This window comes from Burkholderia sp. BCC1640 (genome assembly GCF_902833125.1).
GTDB classification, from domain to species: domain Bacteria; phylum Pseudomonadota; class Gammaproteobacteria; order Burkholderiales; family Burkholderiaceae; genus Burkholderia; species Burkholderia diffusa.
This window is the reverse complement of record NZ_CADFEF010000188.1, coordinates 1-426: the sequence shown is the minus strand read 5'-3', so window position 1 is coordinate 426 and position 426 is coordinate 1. Positions and strand designations below refer to the sequence as shown.

Annotated in this window: 1 protein-coding gene; it reads left to right on the top strand. The window is 65.0% G+C overall.

What is annotated here, in order from left to right; genetic code table 11:
- The first annotated feature begins 41 nt into the window (after positions 1 to 41).
- Positions 42 to 221, top strand: a complete 180-nt coding sequence (locus HWX25_RS33150) for a hypothetical protein (protein ID WP_096752162.1) — start codon at positions 42 to 44, stop codon at positions 219 to 221.
- Positions 222 to 426 lie beyond the last annotated feature (205 nt).

Genomic DNA, 426 nt, shown 5'->3' with positions numbered 1-426 from the left:
CGATCTGTCGATGCCCAGCCTGCCATCCCCAAAGAGGAATCATGAAATCCTACACACCCACCACACCGGATCAACGCGATCGGGAAACACGCAAGAAGCAGCGAGACGCCCTGACCCGTGCCGATATCGAACGGGCCGAACAGCGCCTCATCAATGACGCCGACATCGACTCCAACGCCAGCAAGTGGCGCTATTCACCACCGGACCAGCAGGGCAAATGAACGGCGCTACGGCGATCGGTCCAGCACGCGGGCCTGCCGTGGGCTCGGCCACACGACATTCGCGAGCGGCGGTTCCTCGCCCGGCGAAGGAGACCGGCGCTCGCAGGATTGCCCTCTCATGGCAGCATCGGCTGCGCGATGCCCAGACTCACCTGGCGCCCCTGCCCCTCGTCCACCAGTCGCAGCATGCAGGCACCCGGATCGG